A 633-nucleotide genomic window follows, 5' to 3' on the forward strand; every position below is an offset into this window, starting at 1 on the left:
GCGGGTGAGGTGGGGTGTGTGGGGGGTGCCGTGGCGGAGGGCGAGTTGGGGTTGGGTGGTGTGGAGGGTTTGGGTGAGGTGGGTGCGGGTGTGGGGGTGGGTGTCGAGGTCGATGAGGTGGAAGCGGTGGGGGTGTTCGGTTTGGGCGGTGCGGATCATGCCCCAGATGGGTCCGTGGGCGAGGTCGGGTGCGGGGTCGTTGGGGTTGGTGGTGATGGCGTGTTGGGTGACGATGGTCAGGCGGGTTGTGGTGAGGCGTGGTTCGGCGAGCCAGGTGTGGAGCCAGGTGAGGAGGCGTTGGGCGACGGTGTGGACGGCGGTGGCGTCCCGTCGGGCGTCTTGCACCGGTCGGGAGTCGTGGGAGGTGGTGCTGGATTGGGGTGGGTTGGTGGTGTGAGAAGTGGCGTGGGGTGGGGTGGTGGTGTGGGGTGGGTTGGTGGGTTGGGTGTGCCAGTTGTGGATGGTGAGGAGGGCGTGGGTGGGGGGTGGGGTGTTGTTGTTGAGGGTGTGGATGAGGGTGTGGAGGTCGGTGTGGGTGTCGGCGGTGGGGAGGGCGGTGGCGAGGTCGAGGGGGTCGTCGCCGATGATGGCCCAGCGTTCCCCGGAGGATGAAGTAGCGGTGGTTGCGGTGGT

General features: G+C 68.2%; 1 protein-coding gene. It reads right to left on the reverse strand.

The window, feature by feature from the left end; genetic code table 11:
• Positions 1 to 633, reverse strand: a 633-nt coding sequence (locus tag AC5P1B_RS35795) for a SpnB-like Rossmann fold domain-containing protein (RefSeq protein ID WP_493892214.1), incomplete at both ends; no start/stop codon positions are given.

The sequence above is a fragment of the Streptomyces sp. A01 genome (assembly GCF_059026195.1).